The 26,209-nt window shown below is 41.4% G+C and carries 24 protein-coding genes and 1 other annotated feature; of the genes, 21 read left to right on the top strand and 3 right to left on the bottom strand.

The features are described 5' to 3' along the window. Positions 1-61: 61 nt before the first annotated feature. The 5 genes from AC6H04_RS11790 to AC6H04_RS11770 all read left to right on the top strand — a co-directional run bounded on the left by AC6H04_RS11790 (position 62) and on the right by AC6H04_RS11770 (position 6,944). Positions 62-1,768 (top strand): HAMP domain-containing sensor histidine kinase, encoded by a 1,707-nt coding sequence (locus AC6H04_RS11790; protein WP_497571858.1) that lies wholly within the window; start codon positions 62-64, stop codon positions 1,766-1,768. Between the two features lie 190 nt (positions 1,769-1,958). Next, complete coding sequence (locus AC6H04_RS11785; RefSeq protein WP_497571855.1) at positions 1,959-3,194, top strand: acyltransferase family protein; 1,236 nt, start codon at positions 1,959-1,961, stop codon at positions 3,192-3,194. A gap of 132 nt (positions 3,195-3,326) precedes the next feature. After that, positions 3,327-4,502, top strand: coding sequence for an alpha/beta hydrolase (locus AC6H04_RS11780; protein WP_497571854.1), 1,176 nt, complete (start codon positions 3,327-3,329; stop codon positions 4,500-4,502). Between the two features lie 59 nt (positions 4,503-4,561). Beyond that, on the top strand, positions 4,562-5,806 hold the full coding sequence (locus AC6H04_RS11775) for an acyltransferase family protein (protein ID WP_497571853.1): 1,245 nt from the start codon (positions 4,562-4,564) through the stop codon (positions 5,804-5,806). Between the two features lie 190 nt (positions 5,807-5,996). Further along, positions 5,997-6,944: a zinc ribbon domain-containing protein gene (locus AC6H04_RS11770; RefSeq protein ID WP_497571852.1), complete on the top strand. Its 948-nt coding sequence runs from the start codon at positions 5,997-5,999 to the stop codon at positions 6,942-6,944. A 239-nt stretch (positions 6,945-7,183) separates the two neighbouring features. Here the strand turns inward: AC6H04_RS11770 and yidC are convergent, their stop codons facing one another. Together yidC and AC6H04_RS11760 are read right to left on the bottom strand one after the other, a co-directional pair. Further along, positions 7,184-8,119 (bottom strand): membrane protein insertase YidC, encoded by a 936-nt coding sequence (yidC, locus tag AC6H04_RS11765; protein WP_497571851.1) that lies wholly within the window; start codon positions 8,117-8,119, stop codon positions 7,184-7,186. A gap of 106 nt (positions 8,120-8,225) precedes the next feature. Then, a complete protein-coding gene (locus tag AC6H04_RS11760) occupies positions 8,226-8,498 on the bottom strand; it encodes an acylphosphatase (protein WP_497571850.1) in 273 nt (90 codons plus the stop codon). A 68-nt stretch (positions 8,499-8,566) separates the two neighbouring features. Between AC6H04_RS11760 and AC6H04_RS11755 the strand changes: the two genes are divergently transcribed. The 9 genes from AC6H04_RS11755 (at position 8,567) to AC6H04_RS11715 (ending at position 17,196) form a co-directional block, all read left to right on the top strand. After that, the gene (locus AC6H04_RS11755) at positions 8,567-9,343 is read left to right on the top strand and encodes a TrmH family RNA methyltransferase (RefSeq protein ID WP_497571857.1); all 777 of its coding nucleotides are present in this window, start codon (positions 8,567-8,569) and stop codon (positions 9,341-9,343) included. 92 nt (positions 9,344-9,435) lie between these two features. After that, positions 9,436-9,951 carry an HD domain-containing protein gene (locus AC6H04_RS11750; RefSeq protein ID WP_497571849.1) on the top strand — a complete coding sequence of 172 codons (516 nt, stop codon included), beginning with the start codon at positions 9,436-9,438 and terminating at the stop codon, positions 9,949-9,951. Positions 9,952-9,977: 26 nt separating this feature from the next. After that, positions 9,978-10,361 carry a winged helix-turn-helix transcriptional regulator gene (locus AC6H04_RS11745; protein WP_497571848.1) on the top strand — a complete coding sequence of 128 codons (384 nt, stop codon included), beginning with the start codon at positions 9,978-9,980 and terminating at the stop codon, positions 10,359-10,361. 21 nt (positions 10,362-10,382) lie between these two features. Further along, positions 10,383-10,601, top strand: a binding site (T-box leader). A gap of 43 nt (positions 10,602-10,644) precedes the next feature. Further along, a complete protein-coding gene (gene pheS / locus AC6H04_RS11740; RefSeq protein WP_497571847.1) occupies positions 10,645-11,691 on the top strand; it encodes a phenylalanine--tRNA ligase subunit alpha in 1,047 nt (348 codons plus the stop codon). Positions 11,692-11,700: 9 nt separating this feature from the next. Beyond that, the gene (pheT, locus tag AC6H04_RS11735) at positions 11,701-14,115 is read left to right on the top strand and encodes a phenylalanine--tRNA ligase subunit beta (RefSeq protein ID WP_497571846.1); all 2,415 of its coding nucleotides are present in this window, start codon (positions 11,701-11,703) and stop codon (positions 14,113-14,115) included. A 233-nt stretch (positions 14,116-14,348) separates the two neighbouring features. Then, on the top strand, positions 14,349-15,431 hold the full coding sequence (gene mltG, locus AC6H04_RS11730; protein ID WP_497571856.1) for an endolytic transglycosylase MltG: 1,083 nt from the start codon (positions 14,349-14,351) through the stop codon (positions 15,429-15,431). A 30-nt stretch (positions 15,432-15,461) separates the two neighbouring features. Then, positions 15,462-16,118: a uridine kinase gene (gene udk / locus AC6H04_RS11725; RefSeq protein WP_497571845.1), complete on the top strand. Its 657-nt coding sequence runs from the start codon at positions 15,462-15,464 to the stop codon at positions 16,116-16,118. A gap of 90 nt (positions 16,119-16,208) precedes the next feature. Further along, the gene (gene greA, locus AC6H04_RS11720; protein WP_497571844.1) at positions 16,209-16,694 is read left to right on the top strand and encodes a transcription elongation factor GreA; all 486 of its coding nucleotides are present in this window, start codon (positions 16,209-16,211) and stop codon (positions 16,692-16,694) included. A gap of 193 nt (positions 16,695-16,887) precedes the next feature. Continuing rightward, entirely contained in the window at positions 16,888-17,196 is a 309-nt protein-coding gene (locus AC6H04_RS11715) for a HesB/YadR/YfhF family protein (protein ID WP_497571843.1), read from the top strand. A 76-nt stretch (positions 17,197-17,272) separates the two neighbouring features. Here AC6H04_RS11715 and AC6H04_RS11710 read toward each other — a convergent pair whose 3' ends face one another. Further along, entirely contained in the window at positions 17,273-19,900 is a 2,628-nt protein-coding gene (locus AC6H04_RS11710; protein WP_497571842.1) for a YfhO family protein, read from the bottom strand. Between the two features lie 347 nt (positions 19,901-20,247). On the opposite strand from AC6H04_RS11710, the gene AC6H04_RS11705 reads away from it, so the two are divergent. The 7 genes from AC6H04_RS11705 (at position 20,248) to AC6H04_RS11675 (ending at position 25,611) form a co-directional block, all read left to right on the top strand. Continuing rightward, positions 20,248-22,353 (top strand): peptidoglycan D,D-transpeptidase FtsI family protein, encoded by a 2,106-nt coding sequence (locus tag AC6H04_RS11705; protein WP_497571841.1) that lies wholly within the window; start codon positions 20,248-20,250, stop codon positions 22,351-22,353. 145 nt (positions 22,354-22,498) lie between these two features. Then, positions 22,499-22,648, top strand: coding sequence for a 50S ribosomal protein L33 (gene rpmG, locus AC6H04_RS11700; RefSeq protein WP_082593127.1), 150 nt, complete (start codon positions 22,499-22,501; stop codon positions 22,646-22,648). A 54-nt stretch (positions 22,649-22,702) separates the two neighbouring features. Further along, complete coding sequence (locus AC6H04_RS11695; RefSeq protein ID WP_497571840.1) at positions 22,703-23,251, top strand: 5-formyltetrahydrofolate cyclo-ligase; 549 nt, start codon at positions 22,703-22,705, stop codon at positions 23,249-23,251. 11 nt (positions 23,252-23,262) lie between these two features. Further along, positions 23,263-23,937: a rhomboid family intramembrane serine protease gene (locus AC6H04_RS11690; protein ID WP_497571839.1), complete on the top strand. Its 675-nt coding sequence runs from the start codon at positions 23,263-23,265 to the stop codon at positions 23,935-23,937. A gap of 40 nt (positions 23,938-23,977) precedes the next feature. Further along, positions 23,978-24,187 (top strand): YqgQ family protein, encoded by a 210-nt coding sequence (locus AC6H04_RS11685; RefSeq protein WP_098824125.1) that lies wholly within the window; start codon positions 23,978-23,980, stop codon positions 24,185-24,187. Positions 24,188-24,206: 19 nt separating this feature from the next. Further along, a complete protein-coding gene (locus tag AC6H04_RS11680) occupies positions 24,207-25,181 on the top strand; it encodes an ROK family glucokinase (protein ID WP_497571838.1) in 975 nt (324 codons plus the stop codon). A 22-nt stretch (positions 25,182-25,203) separates the two neighbouring features. Then, positions 25,204-25,611 carry a rhodanese-like domain-containing protein gene (locus tag AC6H04_RS11675; protein ID WP_497571837.1) on the top strand — a complete coding sequence of 136 codons (408 nt, stop codon included), beginning with the start codon at positions 25,204-25,206 and terminating at the stop codon, positions 25,609-25,611. Positions 25,612-26,209 lie beyond the last annotated feature (598 nt).

The following is a 26,209-nucleotide window of genomic DNA, read 5'->3' as shown; positions in this document are numbered from 1 at the left end:
ATCGACCGGGCGAAAAGAGTTACATTCAAACGGTTCGTGGTACTGGGTACGTGATGCGTTCATGAGTGAAACAGACACCACAAATATCGAAAATGAACCGATTTTAAAAAAGCATCATCGATTGTCGATGAAGTGGAAGTGGGCGCTGGGTAGTGCAACCGGCGTTTTTGTTATCTTTGTCGTTTTTTCGGTTTTGATGTTTCAAGGCCTATCAGGGGTGTTACTTCAACAGGAGCGAACGCACGTCAGTAGCACGCTAGACACGGTTATAAGTCGGGTCGATAACCTTCAAGGCCATTTTACGGCTGCTTCCGTAAGCAATGCGTTGCAGCCTAATCTCAATCAGCCTAGTGGCTCGGTTTCTGATCAGGCCAATATATACCAGAATTCTGTTATCACAGATTTATCCCGGGATAGTACGGGTGTTTCTGTTTATAATGCCAAGAAAAAGGAAATTTTTAATTCCCGTAATCAGCACGTTGATAACACTCGGCTATCTAAAAAACGTGAAATGAAAATGGAAAAAACGCGTCACTTTGACGGGCTGATTGGCCGAGCACCAATCTACAGTCAAAGCGATCATAAACTACTAGGTTACGTGCAAGTCGCCAATGCCATGACAGAGTATAAAGCTGCTCGTCATCGGTTTTCTTTGATTCTGCTTGTGCTGGTGATTTCGGTAGTGTTTGCAGCATCTGTTTTTAGTTATTTCTTAGCTGACCTTTTGTTGAAGCCAATCATTGGTCTCAACCAGACGATGCAGGCAGTCCGCTCAGATCCTCAATCCGATGAACGGGTGCCTGAAACACGCCGGAATGATGAATTGTCTGATTTAAGTGAACTATTTAACGATATGTTGGATCAAATGCAACGTTATATTGATCAGCAACAGCAATTCGTTGGGGACGTTTCTCATGAATTAAGGACGCCTGTGGCCGTTATTCAGGGTCACATTGAAATGCTCCAGCGATGGGGCAAAGATGATCCTGAAGTGCTAAATGAATCCCTTTCAGCCGCAATGCAAGAAACTAAGCGAATGCAAAGTCTGGTCACCGAAATGCTGGATCTGACCCGAGCTGAGCAGATTCAAATCACGATGAACCACGAAACTTCTGATATTAAAGAAGTTGTAAACCAAGTTTTCAACGATTTTAAGATGATTCATCCGGACTTTACCTTTATTTTGGATGATGATGTTAAACGACATGCTTATTCCCAAATTTATCGAAATCATCTTGAACAAGTGTTGATCATTCTGCTGGATAATGCCGTTAAATACTCGGTTAAACGCAAGGAGATTCATTTATCCTTGTCATCCAGCGGACACGTTGCTCAAATCGCTGTTCAAGACTTTGGTGAGGGTCTTTCCGAAGAAAACCGTGAGCGCGTGTTTAATCGATTTTATCGGGTTGATAAGGCTCGTAGTCGTAATAAGGGTGGAAACGGTTTGGGACTGTCCATTGCCAAACGTTTAGTCGAGGCTTATCACGGTAAAATTAGTATTGAAAGTGCACTTGGCTACGGATCAATTTTTCAGATTGAATTACCGTTGATTTCAGAAGATATCAAGATTCAACTGGATCATGCAAAGGAAGAAGACGAAGAGGAGCGGACGGTTACTGATCCATTAGCAACTAACTTAGGCGCTAATCCGACTGATTCGTCAGCTATTCCAGGTGTTTATCGTGCTAGTGATCCATCTAGTGCGGAACAAACTAAACCGGATAACTCTGACTCGCAGGATGACGAGTCCAATTCAACACATTAACCAATCATACGAACTAACTGCTAAAGCAGGTTCCTTAATCAGGAGCCTGTTTTTTAGGTTCATTTAATTTAAGCCGTTTACAATCACATTTATGCAATAAACGCAGAAGATAGTCAGTAGCTATCGGCTAAACTGACTTCTAAAAGATGAAAACAGTTCGTATAGTAAGTGGGGTGAGTTACTTCTTGTTATGGATTTAAGCATAAGTCGAAAAAATCAATATTTAACGGAAGATTCAATGATTGGTACTGATGTCAGGACTGGTAAGCAACTTCCCAAAGTGGTGACGCATAAACGGCTGACTTGGTTAGATATTGCTAAAGGAATTGGGATTCTTGCAGTGATTTGTGGCCATAACACGCCGGACTACATTCTCAATGTCCAGGCTAATCGGTACTGGTATGACTTTATTTACTGGTGGCATATGCCGTTGTTCTTTTTAATTGGCGGTTTTTTCTTAAAGCCGATTAACTTCCTAGATATCAAAAAAGTGACTGTTTTCTTAAAAAAACGAGTGGCTCCTTTATTATCTAGTTATTTTCTGGCTGGACTACTTCTCATTGGTGCGTACATGCTGGTTCATAAAACATCTGTCACATACAGTTTGACCTACCTTTTAAAATTGTGTTATGGCGGTAAAACTTTAAGTGACTACACGACGGTATTTTGGTATCCAGAAACCTATCTATTGGGAGTAATTGGAACAACGTTTGTGATTAGCGTTGTTCGTTTAAGACCGGTACAACTCTTCATTGCGGGTAGTTTTGTCTACTGGTCGACCAGTTATACACAAGTAACTCATTTTAAAGCCTTTGGTGTAGTTACGGCACCTTGGGACATGGACGTTGCTGTCCTGGTCATGGCGTATATGCTGATTGGATACAACATCTTTTATTTTGGCAAACGTTACCTGACAAAATGGTATGTTTTTTTACCAGCGTTACTGACGGTCAGTTGGCTATTTTTTCAGTTGAAGAGTCAAAAACTGTCTTTCTCGCTGTTTATGCGTAGTCACCAAATTTATGGTGCTTATCAACATCTTTCAGTAAGTCACGCTGAGTTAGCACTAATGGTAGGAATCATTCCAGTGTTATGTTGTTTAGTGATTTTTGGGCTGAGTCAATTCATTGCTTATCCTTTAGAGGTCACTCAATCAGTGGTAAAACGTGCTTTATTCCCAGTGAGGTGGACTGCTCGAATTTTATCACTTGCGGGCAACCACACACTCATGATGATGTATCTGCATAAAATGATTTTGGATCTGCTCAGTATCAATCATGTGACTGATTCCTTTTGGTTACAAGTTTTCATTGCTGCGTCGATTCCATTGATCATTGGCATTTTCTTCAAACAATATCGACTATTTCAGACGGGTAAAGTCAGACATAGTCATTTAAGTGAAAGATTAGTCAAACAACCAGTTTAAAATTTCATTTGTCTGGTTTTTGATTATCAAAATTTGATTCTAAAATAACTTAACTGTTGATGCCAGCATACACAAAAATTTAGGATAGTGGTAATATATTTAATAAGCTATTCTCAGATCGGAGTGAAAAAAATGGCAACGATTATTTGCCCAAATTGTGGTGAATCGATCCCTGAAAGTTCTACTATCTGTCCAAATTGCGGTTACCACTTAACCCCGACCAAAGCAGAAAAGGCTTCACAAAAATCTTTGAAGTCAAAGGAGGAATTCCACGGGCAAGGCCACTTTGCCCATCTTAAACAAGTTGCGAAACAAGGATGGTTTATCTCACTGGCGGGTATTTTATGTTTCTGTGCCCTGTTTGTTGTGAGTTATCAATATCAGTTACATCAGCAGGAAGCACGCATTCAAAAAGAGTTGTCTCAGGCAATTAGAAGTTTAAGACATCAAGATCAGACTGCGACGACACAGGGGCATTCTAATCAGGAATCTTCAAAAAAAGCGCCCCAAGCTTCCAAACGACCTATTTTGTTGCTACATGGTTTTGGCGGATCGTACAATTCAGAGAGGTATCTTTCGGCCAGCCTAGTTCAAACACATTTGGCAAAACAGCAATTAATGGTTTATGTGGATCGGTCCAGTCGCATCCATCTTATCGGTAAGTATCGACCAAGTGTGGCTCACAGAGTTGTGATTCCGATTGTCATTAAGAATAATCATGCCGGTGAAATCTATTATAGTGCGATGCTGGCAAAAATTATGCCAAGACTTAATCATAAGTATCATATAAAAAGCTACGATGCAGTGGGGCATTCGATGGGGTCATATGCTTGGATCAATTATTTCGAAACCCACCCCAAACAAGTTGCACGGATTAAGCCACATCGGGTGGTCACAATTGCAGGACCGTTTAACGGTATTTTAAACCGTCATAAACCTGATCAGCCGATATTTGAGTCTAAGGTTGGTCGTTTGTGGGATGATCAAGTCGGTGAAAATGCTTTAGACAAGAATGGTCGTCCAAAAATCGAACGAGCAGAATTTAAACACCTTCTAAAATATAAACATCGTTTGCCGGCAGGTTTAAAAATTTTGAATATTTATGGCAATTTAGAAGATGGTACTGACAGTGACGGACTGGTGACAACGACTAGTGCCAGATCACTGGGCTATTTGGTTAAAACTAGTCATGTCAAAGTGGACTATCGAGAAAGCCAAGTTACTGGTCCGAAAGCGCAGCACAGCTTGTTACATTATAATAATTTAACGGTTAATCATTTAATCAAAGACTTCTTGTTATATCAATAATTTAACTACTCGACTGATACAAGGACAGCAGTATACATGGTGGTGAATAATTTTTTATTATGGATCCTACTTTAGATAGCAAACAGCACGTTTTTTCTTTAGCGCATCATCGAGATTCAAATCAAGTATCTGATCAGTTTCCTGTCAAAAAGAAGCGGAAACGAATTATCTGGTTAGACATTGCCAAAGGAATCGCTATGATTGCGGTAGTCTTTGGTCATAACATGCCAGATTATGTTCTGCATGTTAAAGAAAATCGCTACTGGTATGATTTTCTTTATTGGTGGCATATGCCACTGTTCTTTTTAATCGGCGGTTTTTTCTTAAAACCGATTAATTTAAGAGATATCCAAAAAGTCATCGCATTTTTGAAAAAGCGAGTCACACCTTTATTGAGCAGCTATTTTATCGCCGGTCTTTTACTGATTACTGGATATAAGTTTATTCATAATAAATCGATTACATATAGTTTGGTTTATGTCCTTAAGTTGTTTTACGGCGGTAAAACGCTAACCCATTACACCACTATTTTTTGGTACCCAGAAACCTATATTTTAGGGATCATCGGCACAACCGTGATTATTAGTGTTATCCGGTTTAAACCATTACAGCTTATTATTGCCGCATATTTTGTTTACTGGTCTACCAGTTACACGCAACTAACGAGCTTTAAAGCCTTTGGTGTTGTGACGGCACCCTGGGATATGGACGTTGCCGTGTTGGTGATGGCCTATATGCTGATTGGCTATAATATGTTTTACTTTGGGAAACATTATTTAACAAAATGGTACGTTTTTTTGCCGTCTTTAATCATCGTGGGCTGGCTGTTCATTCAGCTGAAGTCACTCAGACTGGCGTTTGGGCTTTTTATGCGTAGCCATCAATTTTCCGGCTATTATCAAGGCGTACCTTTCACTCATATTCAATTGGCTTTACTGGTGGGACTTGTCCCAATCTTCTGTAGTCTGACTGTGTTTGGTATTAGCCGGATCATTGCATACTCGTTGGGATTCACCCAGTTATTTGCAAAGATTGTGTCGTCACCCATTCGGTTAATGGCTAAAATCTTGTTTGCGACTGGCAATCACACCTTGGTTATTATGTACATGCACAAAATTGTTTTGGATATTTTAGATATCACTCAGGTTGTCAGTTCATTTTGGGTCCAGGCACTGGTAGCAACAGCTATTCCGTTACTGATAGGGATGGCCTTCAAACAATTTCAGCGTACTCAAGTGGGTGAACAACTGAAAGATAGGGTTCTTTCGCCAGTGGTTAAACCACAAGAAAACGATAAATTGTAAGCTTGATAATTGTTGTTAAATTTAAAGGCAGCAGCGAATTTTCCACACTTGAAAATTCGTTGCTGCCTTTAATGATCGCTTTAGACTCTTTCGATTCTCTTAATTTTCCACCTTTTGATTTCATTGGGGCTAAAAATTGCTTATAGTATTTGTAGATTCAATGACCTATTCGTAGATCGGAGTGACGAAAATGGCAACAATGATTTGTCCAAGCTGTGGCCACACGATTCCAACAGAGTCAACGTTCTGTCCGGACTGTGGCTTCAGGTTAACTGAAAATGAAATACATGGATCGTCGCGTTTAGCTCAAGATGAGGGGCCCCAATTGCATCGGCGTCAGCGAGCAATTGATTCTTGGCAACGACGTTTGATACCTAACGTACCCAATTTAAAACGGGTTGGTCAGTTCATTGTGAATAACGGCTGGTTCCTGCTGTTCGTTTACGTGGTCAGTTTATTATTCAATGAATGGCGGTGGGAGATTTTTAGTTTGTTTATCTTAACCAGCTACTTGTACCCGTTATTGACGGGTAAAGCTTCTTTCTGGCGTTCAAAAAATCATTCAGCACAGCAGAAGATGCCCGATGCACAGCAATCTAGTGAGCCAGAATCAACAACTGAGTCCCAACCCAAGCAAACTACGCAGCAGGATCAGTTTCGAAAATCAGCCAAACCAAGGCGTTTGCATTTTAAGTCTAATTTTGAATTTCAAACGGGCAGTATCCTAATTATTCCAAGTTTAATCGTTTATTTAGTGTCCAGGCAGATCATTAGCAAGCGTGGCATTCAAATTGACCAACTTTTTAACCAAACTAGTCTAGGGACCACTGCTGATTTCTATTTCATCAGTTTAGGCGTTTTAGGTATTGCGACTGCAATGATCCTTGGCGGTTTGGTCAAATCAATCATCCGCCATCCCTTTGGTGGACAAAAATTCAAACGGTGGGGTATTGGGACGGCTATACTGACCATTTTACTGGCTGTAGTCATGTATCAAGACGCCGTTAGTGCATCTTCAGCAGGAGCCATTGTGAGTGCAGTTGGTGCGTTTTTAATGCCGTTGTTACCCTGGTTGGCCGTGATTTTCTATGGCTTAGGTATCGTAAAAAATCTACTGACACCACAGAGAATGATTTAAGCCAAATAAAGCTATAATATCAGTGTATACTGGTAAAAATTTCATCTGCTTTCTTGACTGAAGGACAACTTAAAATTTACTTTTGTGCAATACGCTAATCTAGTCTAAACCTGTTCTACAACTCAGATTTCGGCCATGTAACGTAAACAAGCCACTCCGACAAAAAACGTCGAAATGGCTTGTTTACGTTACATGCTGGAAGCTACCAAGTTGTGGCACACTCTCTTAATGCACGTTTATTAATGGTGCCGTTGTTTACCTGCATTACGGTTTCGGTTACGATTATCCTGAGCAACAGTGCTTGGTTGAATCTTTGGTTTAGTACCAGTAGTTGCGGCAGTTTCTGTTGCGACTACCGGACTGGGTTTAACAACCTTAGGCGGATTCTTTTTCATCTCAGCTTCAATCTCACGACGAATTCTTGGCCGATATAAATTAATAATCAGTGTTTGAACACAGGCGAAGATTCCACCAATGAAGAAGTAGAGCCCTAAACCAGCAGACGTTGAGATCGTGAAGAACAGGATCATGACGGGACTAGCAATCATGGTCATCCGCATAGTCTTTTTCTGGTCAGCAGGCATACCAATCATTGAGAGGTAACCTTGCAGCAGATAGACTAAGAATGAAAGGATAGCCAGTAAAATTGAGGATTTCCCAAGCGGAATACCCATGAAAGTCGATGATGATAGTTCTGGTGAGTATTGGATAGCAGCGTACAGACCTGCAAAGATTGGCATTTGAATCAGCAAAGGCAGGCAGCCGATGCCACCAGTCATACTGATACCATTATTCCGGTACAGTGCCATCATTTCTTGCCCAGCGGCATTTTGTTCTTCAGTGGTGGTAGCCGCTTTTTGACGTTTTTGAATTTCGGTCATTTGCGGTTTGATAGCCGCAATCTTTTCTTGCTGAATCGTTGAACTACGTAATTGTTTCACCATCAGTGGTAACAGTACCATTCGAACGACCACGGTCACCACAATAATGGCCCAACCGTATGAATGGCCTAACATATTGGCTAACCACTCCATAATGTGTTGTCCTGGAACAGCAAGGTAATCATACACGATTCCGTATGGTTTACCGCTCTTGGTTCGTTGCACACAGCCGCTTAATAGTGGTAGCAGTGCAGCCACCACGAGACCTAACTGTAAAGGCTTTTTTGATTTCATTGACTATTACTCAAATCCCTTCTAAACAAATTCATGATTATAATATAGTAGCGAAGTTCTCTAAAGATGACAACAAGATAAATCTTACTTGATATGGAGGGGTTTTTCAATCAGTAATAGTAAATTTCTTAAAGTCTTCAACATTGGTAGGACTTACTTCCACGTTGTTGACTTTGGCATACGGTGTTGGTGAGCGCTTTAAGGCCTCGATAAAAGCGTTCAGACTGGTTTCATCAGCTTGTGCACGAACCGTTACTGATCCATCTGATTCGTTTTTGACCCAGCCGACGATGTGCATGCGGTTAGCTAAATGAGCAGTTGTCCAACGAAAGCCGACACCTTGGACCCGTCCGTAAATTGAAATTGTGACTGATTTCATCCTTATACCCCCTAATCGTGATACTATGTATAATAGTATCAAAAATCGGAAAGAAGAGGCAGTTCATGATCGAAGAAATTACATCAACTCAAAACGCAAAAGTTAAAAAATGGCAGCATTTAACCACTAAGAAGGGACATCAAAAATACAATCAATACTTGGTGGAAGGCTGGCATATCGTTGGCGATGCTATCACTGCTGAACAGCCAGTGGTTCAAATTATCGCAACTGCTGAACAGTTAAACCTTCATCAACATCAATTTCCAGCAAATGTCGAAACCTTTGAAATTACGGATGAGATTGCTAAAAAACTATCTGACACAGTCACGCCACAGGGGATTTTTGCCGTGCTCGATATTTTGGCTGCGGAACACGTTGAGCCTGAAACAGCAACTGGGGCATGGCTCTTGTTAGACCGTATTCAAGATCCTGGTAACATTGGCACGATGGTACGAACAGCGGATGCAGCCGGCTTTAGAGGTGTGGTGTTTGGTAACGGCACGTCTAGCCAATATACGCCAAAGGTTGTTCGCGCAATGCAGGGTAGTCAATTTCACATTCAAATTACCCATGGCAACCTTGAAGAATGGGTCAGTGCATTAGAAGCTAGAGACATTCCGGTTTATGGTTCTGCACTCGATGAAGAGGCTAAGGACTATCATACGGTAGTACCACAAGCAGAATTTGGGTTAATTTTAGGTAATGAAGGTCAGGGCATGTCCGAGAAACTGATGGCGCAAACGACCACCAACCTTTACATTCCAATCAAAGGCCAGGCTGAGTCCTTAAACGTTGCAGTCGCAGCTGGGATCCTAATGTTTAAATTAAACCAAAATTTGGCTTAAATCCGTGTCTTTAGTGTATTTTGCTTGCAATATAATGGTATATTAAGTATAGTGTATCCAGATAAACTTACTAAAAGTAAAGGAAGCGTTGTATGACACGAAATGATTGGCGCCAAGACTCGGAATACGTTGCTTTAGTGGCTGATTTGTTGGCTAAGCCAGAAGTTCAAAAGTTGGCTAATTATACCCAGCATCATCACTCCAATCGGTTAGATCATTCCATCTCCGTTTCTTACGATAGCTATTTAATTGCTAAAAAGCATCATTTGAACGTTCGTGCGACTGCACGGGCGGGCTTGCTCCACGATTTGTTTTACTATGATTGGCGAACAACCAAGTTTAACTTGGGTTCTCACGCCTTCATTCATCCACGAGTAGCTTTACGAAACGCAGAGAAATTAACAGAACTCAGTCCCATGGAAAAAGATATTATTCTTAAGCATATGTGGGGCGCAACAGCTGCATTACCAAAATACCGCGAAAGCGTTATTGTTAGTTTGGTGGATGATAAGGAAGCTGTTGTGGAATTTTTATCACCGACGAAAAAACGCGCTATGGCTTGGCGGAAACGTAATGTTGACCGTGTATTGAATTTATTAGACAAATAAGGTTGGATTAGATTAGGGGTGCTTATATGGATCAAGTCGTAGACAAGACCACAGACGCCATTGACTTCGAGTTATGTCCGAAGTTTGAATGGACGTTTTCAGTTTTAGGGAAAAAATGGAATGGCCTAATTATCGATGTTTTATTAAACCTAGGACCACAACGGTTTAAAGATATTGCCAATAAGGTTAGCAAATGCTCAGATCGAGTATTAGTTGAACGTCTGAAAGAGTTAGAAAGTGACGGTATCGTGATGCGGAAGACCTACTGTGACTCAGCATTGATTGAGTATGCATTAACAGAAAAAGGTCAAGATTTAGCAAACGTGATGCGGTCAATTCATGGTTGGTCGGAAAAATGGTGTGATAATCAAACCACACCAGAGGTTGACCAATGTCATCAACCGCTGTAAACTAGTGATTGTGTAAATTGAACAAATGCAATGACGAGAGATTAGTATTTCTGACGCAATCATAGAGAAGCGGGTGTTTGGTGGAAGCTTGCAGTTTGTTAAGAATGAATTCACTCTCTAAGCAGAGGTTGGGCGTTACTCAGGTAACAAAAAATCTTCCGGTTGATGACCGTTATCTAATTACCGAGTGTACTTTATTAAAGTAAACAAGGGTGGTACCGCGAAAGCTTCGTCCCTTTATATTAGGGGCGGAGCTTTTTTATTTTGTTAAGGAGGATCAGACATGACACTGAAAGACCAGCTGGATAAAATCCGGCAAGAACGGAAAGAAGATATCAAAGACGTAGTTGATCTCAAAAAATTAGACTCACTACGGGTAGAATTATTAGGTAAGAAAGGTCCGATTACGCAGGCTCTGCGGGGTATGCGTGATCTCCCTGCTGACGAACGGCCAAGTTTTGGTCAATTCGCTAACAGTGTTAGAGATGAACTGCAAAGTGCCATTGAGACTCGCCGAGATGAATTAAAGCAAGAAATGCTGAATCGACAGCTCGAACACGAAAAAATCGACGTTACGCTGCCAGGAAAGCCGGTTGCTCAAGGCCAACCCCACGTGATTCAACAGATTATTGATCAGATTGAGGACGTGTTCATTGGTATGGGCTATCAAGTTCTATCTGGTCCTGAAGTTGAAGAAGATAAATATAACTTTGAAATGATGAACTTGCCCAAAGATCACCCAGCGCGTGATATGCAAGATACGTTCTACATTACAAAAGAAATTCTCATGCGGACCCAAACTTCGCCAATGCAAGCCAGAACGCTAGAAAAGCACGATTTTAGTCAGGGACCTTTAAAGATGATCTCACCAGGTGTTGTTTATCGTCGCGATACTGATGACCCGACCCATTCACATCAATTCCATCAGGTAGAAGGTATTGTGATTGATAAGCATATCACCATGGCTGATTTGAAGGGGACGTTGGAGCTGATTGCTCACGAACTCTTTGGTGACCGGTTTGATATTCGTTTGCGGCCGAGTTATTTCCCATTTACTGAGCCATCAGTTGAAGCTGACATCACTTGTTTTAACTGTGGTGGTAAAGGTTGTGCCGTCTGCAAGTACACAGGCTGGATCGAAGTATTAGGTGCCGGCATGGTTCATCCAAACGTGCTTGAAATGGCTGGTGTGGACGCCGAAGTCTACGGTGGTTTTGCGTTTGGACTTGGCCCAGATCGGTTTGCAATGCTGAAATATGGTGTGGATGATATCAGAAACTTCTACTTAAACGATGTTCGTTTCCTCACCCAATTCTCAAAGAAAGGATAATCAGCCAAAATGAAAATCTCTTACAGTTGGTTACAAGAATATTTAGATCTCCAAGTATCACCTAAAGATTTAGCCGAAAAAATTGAACGTTCATCAGTTGAAGTTGACTCAGTGACCCAACCCAGTGATGGCTTAAAGAAAATCGTGGTTGGTAAAATCGTCTCTATGGAATTGCATCCAGATTCAGATCACTTGAAAGTTTGCAGTGTTGACATAGGAGAAGACGAACTGTCTCAGATTGTTTGTGGTGCGCCTAACGTTGCTGCAGATAAAAAAGTCATCGTTGCACTACCTGGCTCACGAATTGGCGACAATGTCAAAATCAAGCGTTCAAAGATGCGTGGCGTGGTATCTAACGGTATGATCTGTGCACTTGACGAAATTGGTTTTTCAAAGGATGTTATCCCTAAGGAATGGGCGGATGGCATTTACTTCTTGCCTGATGATGCTAAAGTTGGCGAATCCGTTTTTCCTTATCTAGGGATGGATGATTACCTGATTGATGTTGACGTGACACCAAACCGCGGAGATATGCTGAGTGTTTACGGTGTTGCTCGAGATTTGGGTGCGATTTATGCGCAGACCCCCAAGTTGAACCATCCAACAGTCGAAGAAGCAGCCACACCAGCTTCTGAAAAGGTTTCTCTCGACGTTGACAAAGATCTGGCACCCATTTATAAAATGCGTATCGTTGAAAATGTCAAAATCAAACCCAGTCCAGCATGGCTACAAATTAAATTGTGGAATGCCGGCATGCGGCCAATCAACAACGTGGTTGATGTAACTAACTATATCTTATTGAAGTATGGTCAACCATTGCACGCTTTTGATTACGGTAAAGTTTCGGGATCAACCATCAAAGCTCGCTATGCACAAAAGGGTGAAAAACTTACCACTTTGGATGAAGCAGAGCACGAACTAAACGAAAAAGACATTGTGATTGCGGATGACCAAAAGCCAATCGCGTTGGCAGGTGTCATGGGTGGTCTCAATTCCGAAATTGATGACCAAACGACGACGGTTGCTATCGAATCAGCCGTCTTCACACCAACCTTGATTCGGAAAACGGCACAACGTCAAAATCTTCACACCGATGCCTCACAGCACTTTGAACGTGGTGTTGACCGTGGTGGCGTTGAGGAAGCTGTTAACGCAGCAGCCCAAATGATGCACGAACTTGCTGATGGGGATGTCTTGAGCGGTATTGTTGTTGGCTCAAGCTATGATGTTAAAGATGCAGTGGTTAAGGTGACCTTGTCACGTGTGAACCACGTACTAGGTACTGATTTAACCCTTGATCAAGTTGCCGATATCTTCAAACGATTAGGATTTGGCGTTCAAGTGGACGGTGAAACTTATACCGTAAGTGTGCCTTCTACCCGTTGGGATATCCATATTCCTGCTGACTTACTGGAAGAAGTTGCTAGAATTTATGGCTATGACAAGATTCCAGCCACATTGCCAAGTGGTCCAACCACGGTTGGTGCATTAACTGACAAGCAGAAGTTGATTCGTGATTCACGTCGTGTTCTGGAAGCGTTAGGTCTTAACCAGGCGATTTCTTATGCATTGACAACTAAAGAAAAAGCAAATCAATTCATGATGCGCGAAAGTGCTGAAACAGCATTGAGCTGGCCAATGACTGCTGACCATACAACATTGCGGATGAATTTAATCAGCGGTTTGCTGGATGATGTGGCCTACAATAACGCTCGTCGCGTCAAAGATGTGGCACTGTACGAACAAGGTCGGGTTTTCTACAAGGATTCAGCCGATCAAGTACGGCCAAGTGAACACGAACACATTGCTGGGGCAGTCAGCGGTCAATTAGTTGTTGATCCACTGAAAAACGCCAAGCACAATGCCGTCGATTTCTATCAATTAAAAGGGATCGTTGAACAGTATTTAGCTAACTTAGCCATTAAGGGCGACGTTGAGTTTGTTGCAACGAATCGTTATCCGGAAATGCATCCTGGGCGGACGGCCGACATCACTATTCATGGTCATTACGTTGGTTTTATTGGTGAAGTTCACCCCACGATTGCTGAGACTTATAAGATCAACCAGACCTACGTGTTTGAACTAGATTTGGATGCCCTGATTGAGATGCCAAAGGATATGGATCAGTTTGAACCAATTTCTAAGTATCCGGTGATTACCCGTGACGTTGCTTTATTGGTTGATAAGTCGGTAACTAACGCTCAGGTACTCGCTCAAATCCAGAAAAAGGGTGGGGCTTACCTGAAATCGGTTGAACTGTTTGATATTTATGATGGTAAAAACTTACCAGGCGGCAAACAGTCTTTGGCTTATACGTTAACGTATCAAAATCCAAACGCAACGTTAACGGATGATGAAGTTAACCAAGCCTTTGAAAAGGTTCAAAAGACACTGACCAGCGAACTGGGAGCACAAATCAGATAGTTGACTCAGTCCTGATTCAAAAAGCGCTAGAACTTGCCTAGAAAGGTGTTCTAACGTTTTTTGCTGTAAGCCAACCTTAAATCAGAGTATTTCAAAATTCTTAAGTTCCCCATTTTTTTACTGCATTGACACTTAAAATCTTGTATAATGGGGCAGATATTGAAAAATGGAACGGAGGAAATGCTTTGGATAACGACAAACAGCCCGCTTCCAAACGGCCGGGGAAGAAAAAAATGTCGACCGGACAAAAAATCATTGCCGGAGTCGTCAGTGTTTTAGCGGTATTACTAATAATAAGTGGCGTCGTTTTCTATAATTACTTCCAGTCGGCACTAAAGCCACTGGATCCTAAGAGTCAGGAAGTTGTTCAGGTTGATATCCCGATGGGGGCTTCTAGTAAACAGATTGGGTCGATTTTACAAGACAAGAGGATTGTTAAAAGTGGTTCGGTTTTTAACTACTACGTAAAATCGCATAACTACTCTGACTTTAGAGCTGGCTATTACCAACTAAATGCTTCTATGACGTTGAACCAAGTTGCTAAACGCTTGCAGCAGGGCGGAACTAGTGAACCGATTCAAAGCACAAAGGGAAAAGTGCTTGTCACTGAGGGTGCAGGAATCGCGGATATTGCGGATAAGATTGCTTCCACAACTGATTTTAGTAAAGCAGAGTTTTTGAGTCTCATGAAGGATCAAGCTTACATGAAGACCTTGGAGAAACAGTATCCAGCACTGCTGTCGTCGTCCATGGCAGCTAAAAATGTTCGTTACCACCTTGAAGGGTATCTCTATCCTGCAACTTATATTGTGAATAAAAAAATGTCGTTAAAATCGTTAGTTAATCAAATGGTGGCACACACCAATGAAGAATTGACACCGTACTACAAAAAAATCAAAAAAGAAAAGTTATCTGTTCAACAAGTCTTGACACTTGCTTCACTAGTTGAACGCGAAGGTGTTAGTCAGTCTTATCGGCGTCAAATTTCTGGTGTCTTTTTCAATCGAATCGATCAGGGGATGCCACTTCAGTCTGACGTAGCGGTAGAATATGCGATTGGTCATCATAAACAGCATCTTTCTACTAAAGATCTTCAATCTAACTCACCTTATAACCTTTACAAGTTTGCTGGATATGGTCCAGGACCGTTTAACAACCCAAGTATGTCAGCAATTCAGGCGGTGTTAAATCCATCTGACCGATCCAAAGGTTACCTTTATTTTGTCGCTAATACAAAGACGGGTAAGATTTACTTTTCAAAAACGCTGTCCCAGCATAATAAGCGGGTGGCATCACTGTCCAAAGTTAATAATTAGTTATTTTATATTGAAGGGATCAACTAAAACATGTCAGTACAACAGTCAAGACCAGTCATTATCGGTGTTACCGGTGGTTCTAGCAGTGGAAAAACCACTGTCAGCCGCGCAATTTACGACCAGTTACAAAACGAATCAATTATGATATTGCAGCAAGATGCTTACTATAATGATCAAGCCAATATGCCCATGGCTGAACGAAAAGCTGTGAATTATGACCATCCGTTGGCCTTTGACACGGACCTATTGATTGAACAGTTAAAACAGTTACGCGATAATCATGCTATCGAAAAGCCAGTGTACGACTACACGCAGTACACGCGTAGTGCACAAACCATTCACCAAGAACCCAAAGACGTTATTATTCTGGAAGGTATTTTGATTTTGGACGATGAACGGTTACGTGATTTAATGGACATTAAAGTGTTTGTTGATACGGATGATGATATCCGAATCATTCGTCGAATCGAACGTGATATTAAGGAACGTCAGCGCGATTTAGACGGAATTATTAAGCAATATCTGACCACTGTTAAACCAATGTATCATCAATTTGTTGAACCCACTAAACGGTACGCAGACTTGATCGTACCAGAAGGTGGCGAAAACCAAGTGGCCATTGACGTACTGACTACTAAGATTCGCTCGATTTTGATGCAAAAGAAAAACGGCCGCCCCAATATTTAGTGATTATATTCAAATTTAAGACTTGCGTGAAAGACTGTCACATGCTATTGTAAGCGACGGTAAACTATAAAAATGTAATGAGGTGCTATTTTGGCTGAACAAAAATCGTATCCAATGACTGCCGATGGTAAAGTCAAGTTGGAAAATGAATTAGAAGATTTAAAGATGAACAAACGTCCGGAAGTAATCAACCGGATTCAAATTGCACGTAGTTTCGGTGACCTTTCAGAAAACTCTGAATACGAATCCGCTAAGGACGAACAAAGTATGCTTGAAAGCCGGATCAAGACGATTGAACATATGTTGCAATACGCTGATGTGGTCGATAATAATAATACTGCTAAAGATGAAGTGACTGTTGGCAAGAAAGTCACTTTCAAAGAATTGCCGGATGAAGAACCCGAATCATACACCATCGTTGGTGCTGCTGAGGCTGATCCAATGGCGGGTAAGATTTCTAATGACTCTCCAATTGCAAAAGCTTTGTTGGGTCACAAGGTTGATCAGGAAATAACCATTGCGATTCCTGCAGGCGACATGAAAGTAAAAATCTTAAAAGTTGAAAGTGCTTCATAATTTCACAAACTTTTAAAAGAACGTCTTAAAGAGCTATTCCACTTAGGAATAGCTCTTTTGTTAATCTCACGCGATTTATTTCCGTTCACTTCATGACGGCAAGGACAAAGGCTTGCACTTTTGTGAAATCTAGGGTATAAATGAATTGAATGAAAGCGCAAACAATTTGTTGCAAATGAAGGAGACACGCATCATGAAAATGATTATTACTGATCAGGCAAGCAAATGGTTTCATAACGAAATGGGCTTATCGGATGGCCGTGGTATCCGGTTTTATGGTAAAGTTTACGGCAGTACACCTGTGCATGAAGGTTTTTCTTTAGCCATGACGCCGGATGATCATCCCGAAGAACCATATGCCATTACTAAAAAAGATGGTGTTAATTATTTTGTTCAAGAAGATGACCGCTGGTTTTTTAAGGGGTATGATCTCATTATCGATTACGACCCAAGCGTTGATGGTCCGAAGTACAATTACGTTGAAAATAGTGAGTTGCAATAGAATAGTTATATGGACAAAAATAAGGATAGCTGAGTTATCGTGATGATAATTCAGCTATCCTTATTTTGGGTTTTATTTAGTTATTTCGTCGCTGTTTGTAAATCGTGAAACAACAGATACCAAGACTGATCAAGGTGATGATCAAGCCGGTGTTCAGCATTGGTGGCCAGTATTTAAAATGAATGATGTGATGGCCACGCTGTAATTTTAAAGCAGTGAAGATGCCAGCTACTTTAAGTGGTTTAACAGTCTTGCCATCAACTGTGACATGCCAGCCTTTGCTGTAAGGAATGGTGTTCATTAGCGTGGCATTTTTTGGTTTAACGTTAATTGAACCGGTTAAGCTGCTTTGACTGTGCTGGGTGATGTTCAGTGGACTAGACGCCAGCTTCTTCTGGCCAGTAATGAATTGCGGATTGTTAAATTGATAAAGAGTAAAGTTTTGCAACCACAAGGTCGACTTCTTTAATGTGAGCTGTAACTTAACTGGCTTACCTTTTTGATGATCAGCAATGTTGACCACGATCGTGTTGCGGAAGGTAGGGTATTGCGCCAGCGGATGATTGTTTAAGTTAATTGAGACATTATCATCGTTTAGATTTGACCCTAACGTCAGGTAGTAGGCATTATTAGTCTTAGGTGTGAAATTAAAGGTGATGACACCGGGTTTGACCAAATTGTTTTTTTGCAAAATAGCACCAGTTAACTTGGTTTGCTGTTTCACATTTTGGAAAATAACATGATCGAAATTTTGAGCACTAAATAGATGCTCGTCTTGAGGATTCCCAGTTAAACTGGCCCACAGATTGGCCTGGTATTGGGTTGGATCCTTTGTTGTGTTATCTAAAGTCTGGATTTTGTTACTAGCAAGAAAGCCGATCGGTAAAGCATAGGGATTTTGATACGTTGAAATTAAACCATCCTTATGAATACGCTGATAATCGGTTAGGTCAGCACGGGTAGAAACAGGATTGACGATGTTGGTGCTTAAGGTACCTGAATTGGTCTGTCGATCAATCACATATTTCATGTTAAATAATGAATCGCTCAAAAGGGTGCCGTTGGTGTAAGTGACAAAACCGTCACCATCCGGGTTACCCATGGCGCCCATGAAGGTGGGCATGTCTTTTTCCAGAGTTGAAGAAAAGACGGAACCACCATTGAACTGTCCAGACAGCGGGTCGTTTTTGGTTCGCATAAAAGTTGGCGTCATTCGGTACCAGCCACCATCATGATTGGTGACTTTGGCCGATTGTGTAGATAAGACCTGCTGATAATTCTGAAATTCAGGTTTAGTGACATAACTGATCCGATTCAAACTGACGGCAGCGCTACTAGTCATTTCAATGATGGCAAATAGGACGAATGCCGTTTGATAAAACCAAGGTTGCTTATTGGGTAATGCGATTAAGCAGAATGCTGCAACTAGCAGTAGAGTACCAATCAGCACCTGATTTTGGTTCAAGAAAGTAAAGTGGGTCACGTTGGTCCAGACGTATAGGATGGTCCCAGTACACAGAAGAATCGGGACAACGAGCTGTTTGAAGGTTGGCGTAAACTCGGACTGAAGTGCATTAGCGGCCAACCAAATGAGCCAAAAACTGACAACAAACGAGAAACGATAAGGATACCAAATTGGAAATTGCATGCCGTGCCATAGCAGGTCTAATGGTTCAAAGCACAGGGATAAGGCTAAAATAGCTGTTACTGCTAAAGCTAACCATTTTGTTCGGCGCGAACGATTGTTTTGCAGGAAGTAGAAAATGGCTCCCAAAACCATGATGCTACCGATAAATAAATTTGGCGTTCCCTTGGGCATCTGGTTAAAATTAAAACTACCCAAAAAGAACTTTGCTAACATTTTAGGTGGAAAGTATTCAAATTTTGCTGACCAGTCTGTTTGGGTATACTGGTTTTTACTGATTCCTAAAGAGTACCAGGTCGGCAATATTGTCACAGCTGAGATGCCTGCAGCCAGTACCGATCCACCAATAAAACGGAACAAAGTAGCGCGAATGGTCTTGCCTGAATGAGTTTGTGACAGCCAGTACCAAAGGAAAAATAATCCAGCAAATAGGCAAACCATATAAGCCATGTAATAATTAATGATGATCAGTGCCGCTAACCAGCCAACATAGGTTCTGATTTTACCTGTATCAACAAGTTGGATGATGCCCCAGACAATTAACGGCAAAATAATGACGGCATCCAGCCACATTAGGTTAAGCTGATTAGCAATCATCCAGCCCATTAAGGCATAGCTGGTTGAGAAGGCCAAAACAGGCAAATGGTTTTGAACTTTGGTTTTCATTAACAGCCAGGCAAAACTTAATCCGGCAGCACCATATTTAAGCACCGTAATCCAAAAGATGGCAGCTGGCAGTGATTTGTCGGGAAATAAGAGTAGGATCAAATTGAACGGACTCATTAGGTAATAAGTCCAAACCCCAAACATTTCACCGCCTAGCGCTTTTTGAAAGGTGTAGAAAAAGCCGCTGGGATGACTGAGTAAAGTGTGGCGGAAGTAAGCGAAAAAATCCACGTATTGCTGTCCAAGATCAACTGTCAGTAACGTGGAGTTACCGAAGGGTCCCATTCCGCGATAGCAAAAGTAAGCGGCCATGACAGTAGCTGGGATGATGAAACTCAACATTAATAGTGATTGTTTTTCGTGATGACGCACCCATTGAACAAATAATTTCAAAAATAAAAACCTCCGATTACCTCGTGAAATAATCATTCATTTACGAGGATGATTCTAAGTATTGATATATCATGGTAACAGTTCGCTAATCAAGAAACGCGTTTTTGATTAAATATCAGTCACCTTGGCCTCTGGTCACGTTAAGAAGTGCAGTCAGCATGTAGTTAATTATACCGTATGTTGATTGACAAACAATGCAAACCAAGCGCAATTAATCAGGTCTTAAAAAGAATGAGTTTATTGCGCAGATTCAAAATCATAAAAAGTTTTAAAACCGTTCAGTGTTAATGGTTTCACTATTGAAATTCTGGTAGAATAATGAAGTTAGATAAGGAGCGTTTAGGACATTGAAAAATTTCTTTAGTCGAGTTACTCAGCACCGAACGTCTCGCAGTAAGACTTCAACTACAGCTCAAATTCCATTTCGAATGAATTTTTTATTCATTATTGTAGGGCTCTTATTTGCGGCGTTAATTGCACAATTAGCATATTTACAGATTCTCCACGGCACTCAGCTTAAAGCTGAAGTCAGCCGAACGGATAGTACTGTAGAAACAAACAACGTTCAGCGGGGGATGATTTTTGATTCTACTGGTCGTGTTTTGGTTGGTAATAAAACCCATCAAGCAATTAGTTATACTAAAGGAGTCAATGTTATGGCTCCCGATATGTATCGGATCGCTAATCGTTTAGGGAAATACCTAACTGTGCCAACTGGATCATTGACTCGACGGAATCGGGCTGATTATTTCTTAGCTTCCTCAAAAAGAGCAAAGCAGGTCCAGGCAAACATTCCCGGGATCAAAAATGTGGCGCAGTCGGATGCCTATGATAAGGAACTTCAATATCTGTATGCGCATCCTGCTGATTTTCAGTTGACCAAGCAGCAGAAGAATGATGCCATGATTTACGCACGGATGAGCGGGGCATACTCGTTATCAACAACCTATATTAAGGAAACGGGTGTTACCAGTAAGGAGCTGGCTGAGGTCGGTGAACATCTGGGAGAAATGCCGGGTGTAAAAGTCGGTACCAGCTGGACCCGTGATTATCCTTACGGGAGTTCACTGAAGAGTATCTTAGGTACGGTTTCTTCAGAGAAAATTGGATTACCAGATAATAAGGTTAACCAGTACTTAGCTCAAGGTTACTCGAGAAACGACTCAGTTGGTCAATCTTACCTTGAAGAGCAATATGAACCCGTTTTGAGAGGGAGTAAATCCCAGACTGACGTGGAGGTTTCCGGGACTAAGATCATGAAGGAAGTTAAGCGTTATGGCGGTCAAAAAGGTGATAATCTGCAACTGACCATTAATGCTGGCTTCCAAAAGAAATTGCAGTCATTAGTTCGGCAAGCTGAAAGTGGTGCTGGTGGCGTTTCAACGGGGACTTATGCCGTTGTGATGAATCCTAATAATGGGAGTATCATCGGTATGGCAGGTGTTGACCGTGATCCAAGTACGCAAAAAATTACTAACAACGCGTTAGGCGCCATCAATAACTCCATCACGATGGGGTCGGTGGTTAAGGGTGCCATGGTCTCAGGCGCTTTGATGGACGGGGTCATAACACCAACTAACAATACTTTGGTTGATATGCCAATCACCGTTGGGGGAACTAAGAAGGCATCATGGTTCAACAAAAACGGTGGTCAAAATATGGCTGTTAATGCTTCTACTGCCCTGGAAGTTTCTTCTAACTCATATATGATGCAGTTAGCAATGAAGGAAGCCGGGTTTAAGTATTCTGAAGGTGCAGCCTTGACCATGAATTCAAGCATTTTCAGTAAAATGCGCGGCTACTTTAACCAATTTGGACTCGGCATTAAAACTGGGATCGATTTACCGGGTGAAACAACTGGTATCCAAGGTTCAAGTTCTAAGGCTCATATTGGTAATGCATTGGATGAGGCCTTTGGTAACTACGATGCGTATACAACGATTCAAGTTGCTCAGTACATGTCGACCATTGCCAACGGTGGGTATCGTATTCAGCCGCATATTTTATCTGCTATTCGTGGAACTAACAAAAATGGCGGTTTAGGAGCAGTTAAAGATTCAGTTACGCCAACGGTTCTTAATCACATCGACATGACGCCTGCTCAACGTAAATTGGTCACTGAAGGACTTTATGACGTTGTTCACGGGACGAATACTTGGAAGACCGGTGGTGAACTGGATACGATCAAGCCAGAAATTTCAGCCAAAACTGGGACGGCACAAACCTTCTATAAGGGGACTGAAACGGTTACCTTAAGTTTGGCTTCTTATGCACCTTCGACCCATCCACAGGTGGTGGTTGCACTAGCAATGCCAAACCTGGATTACAACGCTGAAGATAATAACATGAAGCTGGCTAAGGCAATTTATCAGGCTTACTGGAGTTCTGTTCAGTCGACATCGACTTTGAAGTCTGGTAGTACGACGACCAACACTGCTACAGCAGGAAACTAGGTTTCTGTTAGTTTGAATTTAGCCTGTAAAGTAAATTTACTTAACAAATATAACATTTAGACTGGTAATTACTTTGAATAAATGATAAAATACTACGAGTTAAGGCTATTTGCCAAATCATAAAAACGTAGGGAGGTCACAAGCCATGCGCGTACACATTACATTAGAATGTACCGAATGTCACGAACAAAACTACTTATCAAGTAAAAACCGTCGTAACAATCCTGACCGGGTAGAGCTTAAGAAATATTGCCCACGTCAACACAAGGTGACGTTACACAAAGAAACAAAATAAAGGCATAGGCGATGAGCCTGCGCCTTTTTTATTTAAGACAGGAGGAACGACCAGATGGCAACAAAAAAAGCAGTTCGTGAAGAGATTATTGCAGCATTAAGCGCTATGCCTGATGATGTCCGTCATTTTCAAGCTGGAACGTTATATGAACGATTATTTGAATCCGAAGAGTGGAATCACAGTCAAACAGTTGCAATTACGCTGTCAACGGGTTTTGAGCTGGATACGCAACCCATCATTGAGGCCGCTAAGCAAGCTCGTAAAGAGGTCGTGATTCCGAAAACGTTTAATACTGATCGTAGCATGATTTTTTTACCGTTGACTGACGAAACGGTGATGAAAGAATCCAACTTTGGTATTATGGAGCCAGAAAATGGCACTGCAGTACCGAAAGATCAAATTGACTTAATTGTTGTTCCTGGCCTAGGTTTCACTAAAAAGGGAGCACGTCTTGGTTTTGGCGGTGGTTATTATGACCGCTTTTTAGCCGATTACCAAGGACGAACCGTTACCCTTGCATTTGAAGCTCAAATGTTTAAAGAACCAACTTGGCAAGTCGTCGATACTGACGTACTTGTCCAACATGTAATCACGAGCCACTAAGGGGGCAAATAATGCAGCAACAACTCAAACGCTGGTTAGCTGGACCATACATCACTATTAGTTTAATCGTTGTAATGTTTCTGGTGTACGGTGCCATGACGTTGGCTGGTGGCAGTCAAAATGCTCAGGTACTGGTTAATTTTGGTGCTAAATATAATCCCTTGATTCTTGCAGGGCAGTGGTGGCGGTTCATCACGCCCGTTTTCCTGCACATGGGGTTTGAGCATATTTTGTTTAACATGGTGACGCTGTATTTTATTGGCATTCAAATTGAGGCTATTTTTGGACACTGGCGCTATTTGGCAATTTTCTTACTATCCGGAATCGGTGGTAATTTAGCTAGTTTTGCCTTTAATCCGAATTCAATTTCTGCCGGTGCTAGTACCGCCATTTTTGGTTTGTTTGGCGCTTTTCTGATGTTAGGGGAGTCCTTTTGGGAGAATCCCTACATCCGCCAGATGACAAAGACGTTTGTCCTGTTCATCGTGCTTAATTTAGCCTTTGGTCTATTCAGCCCTGGCACGGATCTTCAGGGACATATTGGTGGTTTAGTCATTGGTTTTTTGGCAGGCTATATTGTTGGTGTGCCGAAGCTTGGGAAAATTAGTAACGTTAAAAGAATTTTAGCTGTAATCGTTGCCATTCTTATCATGATTGGGCTATACTATTCCGGTATAACGTTGTAAAATAATAAAGTAGTTGTGTGAAATTTCGGAGGATGTCGAAATGAAAACGCTCTATGATGTACAACAGTTGTTAAAACAATTTGGTATATACGTATATGTAGGTAAGCGCTTGTGGGATATTGAAGTCATGGCGTTGGAATTGGATCATCTCCATGATGCTAATGTGATTGATCATAAAACGTTTGCGCATGCTAAGTTGGTTTTGACACACGAGCACCGTCTCGAAGAAACGCGTGAGAACACGAAATAAGTCTGGAGGACACAAGTTCATGGCAAAGAGTTTGATTGGTATTGATTTAGGTGGTACAACCACTAAGATTGCATTCGTCACTCAAGAGGGCGATATCTTACAAAAATGGAGTATTCCAACTGATGTAAGCGAAAACGGTAAGCATATTGTTCCAAATATTATTGCTTCTCTTAAGAAGACAATGACGGACTCTGGCTATACCAAGGATCAGTTTATGGGTATCGGAATGGGAACACCTGGTGCTGTTGATATTGAAAACGGTACTGTCATTGGTGCCTACAACTTAAATTGGACAACCACACAACGTGTGCGTGATCAGATTCAAGAAGGTGTGGGTTTGCAACTCGTTTTGGAAAACGATGCAAACGTCGCTGCTCTTGGTGAATTTTGGAAGGGTGCCGGTGAAAAGGATTCTGACGTGATTTTCGTCACACTTGGTACTGGTGTTGGTGGCGGTGTGATTGCCGGTGGCCAATTATTACATGGTATTAATGGTGGTGCCGGTGAACTCGGTCATATTACAGTTCAACCTAACGGCTATCTATGTACTTGTGGCAAGCGCGGCTGTCTTGAACAATATTCTTCAGCAACTGGCATTGTGCACGTTGCTAAAGATATGGCAGCTGAATTTACCGGTAAGTCACGTTTGAAGGAACTTTTCGATAACAACGAAGAAGTTACTTCAAAGATGGTTGTTTACTTGGCTGACAACGGTGATATTTTGGCAAGCCGAATTGTTGACCGGGTGTCATTCTACCTTGGTTTGGCATTAGCCAACTGTGCTAATATTTTGAACCCAGCTAACATTATTATTGGTGGTGGCGTTTCAGCAGCTGGTAATACATTATTATCACCAACCACACGTTACTTCCAAGAAAACACATTCCCTGCTGTTCGCGATTCAACTCGGATCAAACTTGCTCAGCTTGGTAATGATGCTGGTGCTATTGGTGCTTCATCATTAGCACTTCGGTTTGAAAACGCAGGCGCATAATTAGTTTGGAAGGACGAGACAGATGGTTATTGCAGCAATTTCAACATCGCAACTTTATACGATAATTCTGGTCATTTTACTGATTGCTTATTTGCTTTGGTATCTTTATGGTATCTATCAACGTAATCAGGCGGCATCTCTAATTGACGAAGAAACCTTTAGAGAAGGTATGCGTAAGGCACAAGTCATTGATGTTAGGGAGAAAAAGGACTTTGACGCGGGTCATATTCTTGGCGCCCGTAATATTCCTTATTCGACCATGCGTGCTTACTATCAGGGAATTCGTAAAGATTTGCCTGTGTACCTGTATGATCAGGGTAAGGCAATGAGTTCTCGTGCCGCAGTTTTACTTAAAAAGCACGGTTATCAAGACATTTATATTTTAAAAACTGGTTATGCTCGTTGGGATGGAAAAACTAAAAAATCTTAATGGGTGCTATTGACCATTGTGTCATGCGGATGATAAATCATGCGCACTAAGAGGGACTTAATTGCTGTTAAATAAAGCAATTAAGTCTTTTTTGAATTTTACTAACTATTCTCTCAGAATCAAAATTCCTAAACTTTAGTAAGCAAAGTCATTGCCATTTCTCAAAAGTGTGGTAACATGGGATTTGTTGATGACGCATGGGAGATAGATGTCGCGTTTCTAAGGTGACATTTTTGTTAAATGACGTCATTTAGAATTTGTTTTAATTACATTTTAATCTTGTTTTAGAGGTTACGAACAGGAAGAGTACTTAATCTGCTATGTAAAAGAAAGTCCCAGTTGATGAAAAGGGATCTTAGCGTTTTAGGGAAGTGCGCCTGTTCAGAAACTTATTTGCGCAATGGCAAATCGTCAGGACACGTTACCGTCTCAGGCTTGAAAACGAGCCGTAAAGCACACACGTTACAGGGTGGAATAGCGAATTCAATCGTCCCTATCAGTTTAGAAATTAACTGATGGGGATTTTTTTATTTGTCAAAGCAGTGCTTTCTAAAAGAGGTTAGTAATTAAAATGAATATTTTAGGTCAGGAGGCAAAA

Source organism: Secundilactobacillus sp. MJ173 (assembly GCF_059704265.1).
The sequence above is the reverse complement of the archived record's forward strand: the minus strand, read 5'-3'. Positions and strand labels throughout refer to the sequence as shown.